Origin of the sequence: Roseicyclus sp., from assembly GCF_052168335.1 — a bacterium.
Lineage (GTDB): Bacteria > Pseudomonadota > Alphaproteobacteria > Rhodobacterales > Rhodobacteraceae > Roseibacterium.
On the sequence record NZ_JBQLZP010000328.1, the window covers coordinates 1 to 4,303 of the forward strand.

Annotated in this window: 4 protein-coding genes and 1 pseudogene; 1 reads left to right on the forward strand and 4 read right to left on the reverse strand. The window is 75.1% G+C overall.

Annotated features, from left to right (window positions below; genetic code table 11):
* Positions 1 to 430, forward strand: a 430-nt coding sequence (locus ACTS11_RS10105; RefSeq protein WP_442640189.1) for a hypothetical protein, incomplete at its 5' end; no start/stop codon positions are given.
* Between the two features lie 2 nt (positions 431 to 432).
* Here ACTS11_RS10105 and ACTS11_RS10110 read toward each other — a convergent pair.
* The 4 genes and pseudogenes from ACTS11_RS10110 to ACTS11_RS10125 form a co-directional block, all read right to left on the reverse strand.
* Positions 433 to 696 (reverse strand): hypothetical protein, encoded by a 264-nt coding sequence (locus ACTS11_RS10110; RefSeq protein WP_442640190.1) that lies wholly within the window; start codon positions 694 to 696, stop codon positions 433 to 435.
* 109 nt (positions 697 to 805) lie between these two features.
* Positions 806 to 2,752: a Wzz/FepE/Etk N-terminal domain-containing protein gene (locus ACTS11_RS10115; protein ID WP_442640191.1), complete on the reverse strand. Its 1,947-nt coding sequence runs from the start codon at positions 2,750 to 2,752 to the stop codon at positions 806 to 808.
* On the reverse strand, positions 2,749 to 3,663 hold the full coding sequence (locus ACTS11_RS10120) for a glycosyltransferase family 2 protein (RefSeq protein ID WP_442640192.1): 915 nt from the start codon (positions 3,661 to 3,663) through the stop codon (positions 2,749 to 2,751). The genes ACTS11_RS10115 and ACTS11_RS10120 overlap by 4 nt, the downstream gene beginning before the upstream one ends.
* Positions 3,660 to 4,303: pseudogene (locus tag ACTS11_RS10125) on the reverse strand (succinoglycan biosynthesis protein exoa); the annotation flags it as partial. The pseudogene ACTS11_RS10125 and the gene ACTS11_RS10120, both read right to left, overlap by 4 nt.

Consider the following 4,303-nt stretch of genomic DNA (forward strand, 5'->3'; position numbering starts at 1 on the left):
GGCCGGGCTGCGCCTCGCCGGGGCGCCGCGTCTCGCCCTGCCGCTCGCCCGCGCCGCGGCGGAGGGGACGTTGCGGCGGATGCAGCGCCACCGGCCCGCGGCGCGGGACGACCGGCTGACGCTCGCGGTGCATTCCCGGAACGGCGGCTTCGCGGTCCCCGAACGCCCCGAGGACTGGGACGGGCCGCTGGCCGCGTCGCTGGCCGCACGGACGGGGGCGGCGCCGATGGACCTGCGCGCGGAGGGGCGTCCGGGGCTCGAGGCGCTGGGCTACGTGCCGGGCTGGCGCAGCGCCGACCTGATCGCGCCGCGGGACGGCTGGAAGGAGGAGGATCTGCGCCGGATCTCGACCCTGCCCTGGCCGGTGCGATGTCTCGATCCGGAAGACGCGGGGCCCGAGAACCGTCCCGACGCCGTCGCGGGGGCCTGAGGCTACTGCGCCGACCGGGGCGCGTCCTCGACCGGCGCCGACCGGTCCTGCACACCCGGCGCAGGCGCCCTGCGGGTCGCCTCGGCTTCCTTCGGCGAAAGGTGCGTGAGCAGGATGATCCAGAGCGCGTAGACGGCCTGAAGCACCACGAGCGTGCCGAGCACGCGCAGGACGATGATGCCCGCCCCGTAGCCCTGGAAATAGGTCATCGCGCCGATCGCGAGCGCGACCGCAACGTTCACAAGGAAGAACAGGCCAACATGCATCGTCGTCTCCGCCGCTCCCCCGACCCGCGTGCCGACGATACTATGGGAAGTCTTGGCGAAAGTAAGCCGCGCATGTGGTCTTTCGGCCCGAGCTTTGTCGCGCCCGCGCCTAAAGCAGGGCCCCCCACGGCTCGCGCCCGCGGGCGGGAAGAGGCACGCCGTAGCGCGGCAGGCGCCGCAGCCGCACGCGGGTGAGCACCACGCCGAAGACGCGGCGGCGCAGCTCGGGCTCGTGCTCGAGATAGGATTGCAGGAGCTTGCGCGGCGTCCGGCCCCAGGCGGCGGCGAGGAGCAGCACGTCGAAATGGCGCAGGAGGCCCTTGACCTCCGGCGCCTCGGTCAGCGGCGGCAGGTCGATGAAGACGTAATCGTAGCTCTCGCACAGGTCGCCGATCAGCTCGCCGAACTCGGGCATGAAGGACAGCGGCGCGGGCATGTCGTGGCCCGTCCCCGTCGGCAGCACGTCGATCTCGGCGCCGGGACCCTGCGCCAGCGTCGCGGCGAGGGTCTCGCGGCCCTCGAGCACGTCGAGCGTGCCGGGCGCCGCGCCGAGGCCGAGCCGCCGCGTGAGCGTCCCCGCCTCGAGATCGCCGTCCGCGAGAAGGCAGCGCCGCCCGGCCTGCGCGGCGACGAGCGCGAGATGCGCGGCGAGGGGCGTCGTCCCCTCCCCCGCCGTCAGCGCGCCAACCGCGACGAGGCGGCCACCGCCGCGCGCGTCATGCCCCATGTCGATGTTGGCGAAGATGTTGCGGACGGCGCGGGCGGTCGCCGCATGGGACAGCCCGAGGAAGAGCGCCGCCTCCCGTCCACCCGGCGTCGCGGTCGCGGCCGCGTCCTCCGGCGTCGGCTCGGCCAGGTGCCGCGCGGGAAGGCCCCGCCGCGCGCTCCGCTTGCGTCCCGCGCCCAGCGCCGCCGCCCCCCGCGCGCCGAGCCGCCCCAGAAGGCCGCGCCCGCGCGCCTTTGGCACGTAGCCCATGAAGGGCAGCCCGAGCGTCGCCGTCACGTCGCCCGCCGTGCGGAAGCCGGTCTCGCGCGCCTCGCGCAGCACCGCGGCCGCGACGCCCAGCATCATGCCGAGAAAGAGGCCCGCCGCCAGCACCTGCCAGGCGCGCGGCGTGGCGGGGTCGCGGGGCGGAAGCGCGACCGAGAGGATGCGCCCGGCCGAGACGGGATAGGTGCTCTCGAGCGACAGCTCGCGATACCGGCTCTGGAAGCGCAGGACGAGGTCGTTCAGCGCCTCGGCCCGCTGCTCGCGGTCGCGCAGGCCCTGCTGGTCGGTCGCGCCGACCTCGAGGCGGAAGCGCTCGGCCTCCGCCGCGGCTGCGAGCGCGTCCTGACGCAACTCCTCGAGCCGCGCCTCCATCCAGCCCGCCGTCCGGTCGGCGGCGGCGACATTGGCGTGGATGCGGTCGCCGAGATAGGCCTCGGCATAGGCGTTGACGATGTCGGCGGCGAGCGCGGGATCGCTGGAGGAGAACCATATCTCCACCACGAAGCTGCGCCCGACGCGGGTGAAGACGGTGGCGTTCCGCAGCTGCTCCGCCGTCTGGAGACGGCGGCGCTCGGCCGCGAGCGCCTCGTCCACAGGACCGGCGGCAGGGGGCGCGGGTCTCGGGATCAACGCACGCACTGCGTCCTTCGCCCCGCGCAGCGTGTGGGACAGGAGGCTCGAGGGCGGCGCGAGGAAGTCGGGGTTCCGGTCGAGGTCCAGCGCCGCCACCACCTGCGTCGCCACCTCGAGCGAGCGCAGGATCTGCATCTCGTTCATCATGCCCGTGTCGCTGCGGGACGTGGGCAGGGCGGCCGAAATCTCCTGCGCGAGTTCGCTCTGCTGCTCCTCGATCAGGAGCGTCGCGGCCGCCTCGTAGGTCCGCGGGCTGGTGGCGTAGTGCACGAGGCCGAGCCCGAGGCCGAAGACGGCGCCCAGCGCGACCACGAAGGCCTGACGCCGCATGGCGAGGAGCAGTTCGGCCAGCGCCTCCTCCGGGCGGGGGCCCGCCGGCTCGGCGTTGAAATCGGCGCCGAAACCGCGCCTCGGTCCGAAGCTCTGGTTCATTCGCGCACCGTGCGCGCCGTGCCGTAGAGCGTGAGCGTCCGGCGCCCCGCGAGGCCCGCGACCACGCCCGCATGGAGGAGGCCGCGCAGGATCGCCCGGTTGCGCCGCGCCCGGTTCGCGGGGGCGCAGAGCGCGAGCCCCGCGCAGGCCAGCGCCTTGGCCGCGGCGAGCGGCAGCGCCCGCCAGCGCGGGACGCCATGCTGCCGCACGAGGAGCTGCGCATGGGTCTGCCCCATCCGGTAGCGCCGCCGCGCGAGCCAGCCGAAGTCGAGCCGGTCGGGCGGCACGGCCTCCTCCACCACCGCGTCGGGCGCATAGGCGATGCGCCCGCCCGCCCCGGCGATGCGCGCGAAATAGTCGGTGTCCTCCCCGCCCGAGCGCCCGAGCGCCGGGTCGAAGCGGAGCGCCCGGATCTCCGGCCGGGCGCGGTCGACGAGCGCGTTGCCGGCATAGCCCGTGCGGATCTCGCCGCCGGTCCAGACGGGCCGCGTGGCATGGACGCCCGCCGCGCGCATCCAGCCGGGCGCGCCCTCGGGATAAAGCGGCTCGACCGGTCCGAGCACCACCTCCGCCCCGCCGCCCCGCGCAGCCCAGAGCGCGGCGAGCCAGCCGGGACGCGCGATCTCGTCGTCATCGAGGAAGGCGACGAAGCGCCCCTCCGCCGCGTCGAGCGCGGCGTTGCGCGCAAGCGAGATGTTGGCGCCCGGCGCGTGCAGGTAGCGCAGCGTCAGGGGCGCACCCGGCGCCATGCCCTCGACGGCCGCACGCGCCGTGGGCTCCGCGTCGTTATCGACGACGAGGACGCGGACCTCGATCCCCAAGGGCACCTCCTGCGCGAGAACCGAGGACACGGCCTCCGCCACGGCGGGCCTGCGGTAGGTGCAGATGCAGATGTCGAGCCTGTCGGTCATGCGACCCCCCGCGCGGGGATCACGAGGCGCGACCAGAAGCCCATGGACCAGCTCAGGTGCATCAGCATCGCGACCGGCCCCGCGAGAACGAGCAGCGCCGAGCCCCGGCTCGCCGCCAGGGCGAGGCCTCCACCGAGCGTGACGAGCCCCCAGGCGAGCGCGGGCAGCGACAGGCCGAAGGCGACCGGCGCGAGCCAGGCCCCGAGGAGCATCGGCCAGACCGCGATCACCGCCGCCTGCCGCAGCCTCGGGCGCGACCGGTGCTTCGCGAGGTTCGCCGCCCGCCCGCGCCCGAAGTTGAAGTACTGCCGCGCCAGCGCCGCGACGCCCGAGCGCGGAAAGTACGTCACCTGCGTCTCCGCGGTCAGCCAGATCCTGTGCCCGGCCCGGCGCAGGCGGTGATCGAGCTCCGCGTCCTCGTTGTGCGCGAAGTCGGGGTCGTAGCCGCCGACGGCGCGGAAGGCCGCGATCTCCATGAGCGCGTGGTGCCCGTGGTCCACCTCCGTGCCGCGTCCCCGGCTCCGGTGGCTGGCCCCGCCGTTGCCGATGCGCGCGTTCTGCGTGGCGGCGTTGAGCCGCTGGAGCACGCCCTCACCCGCCGAGACCATGCCGACCACGACCGAGGCGGCGCCGCTGCGCT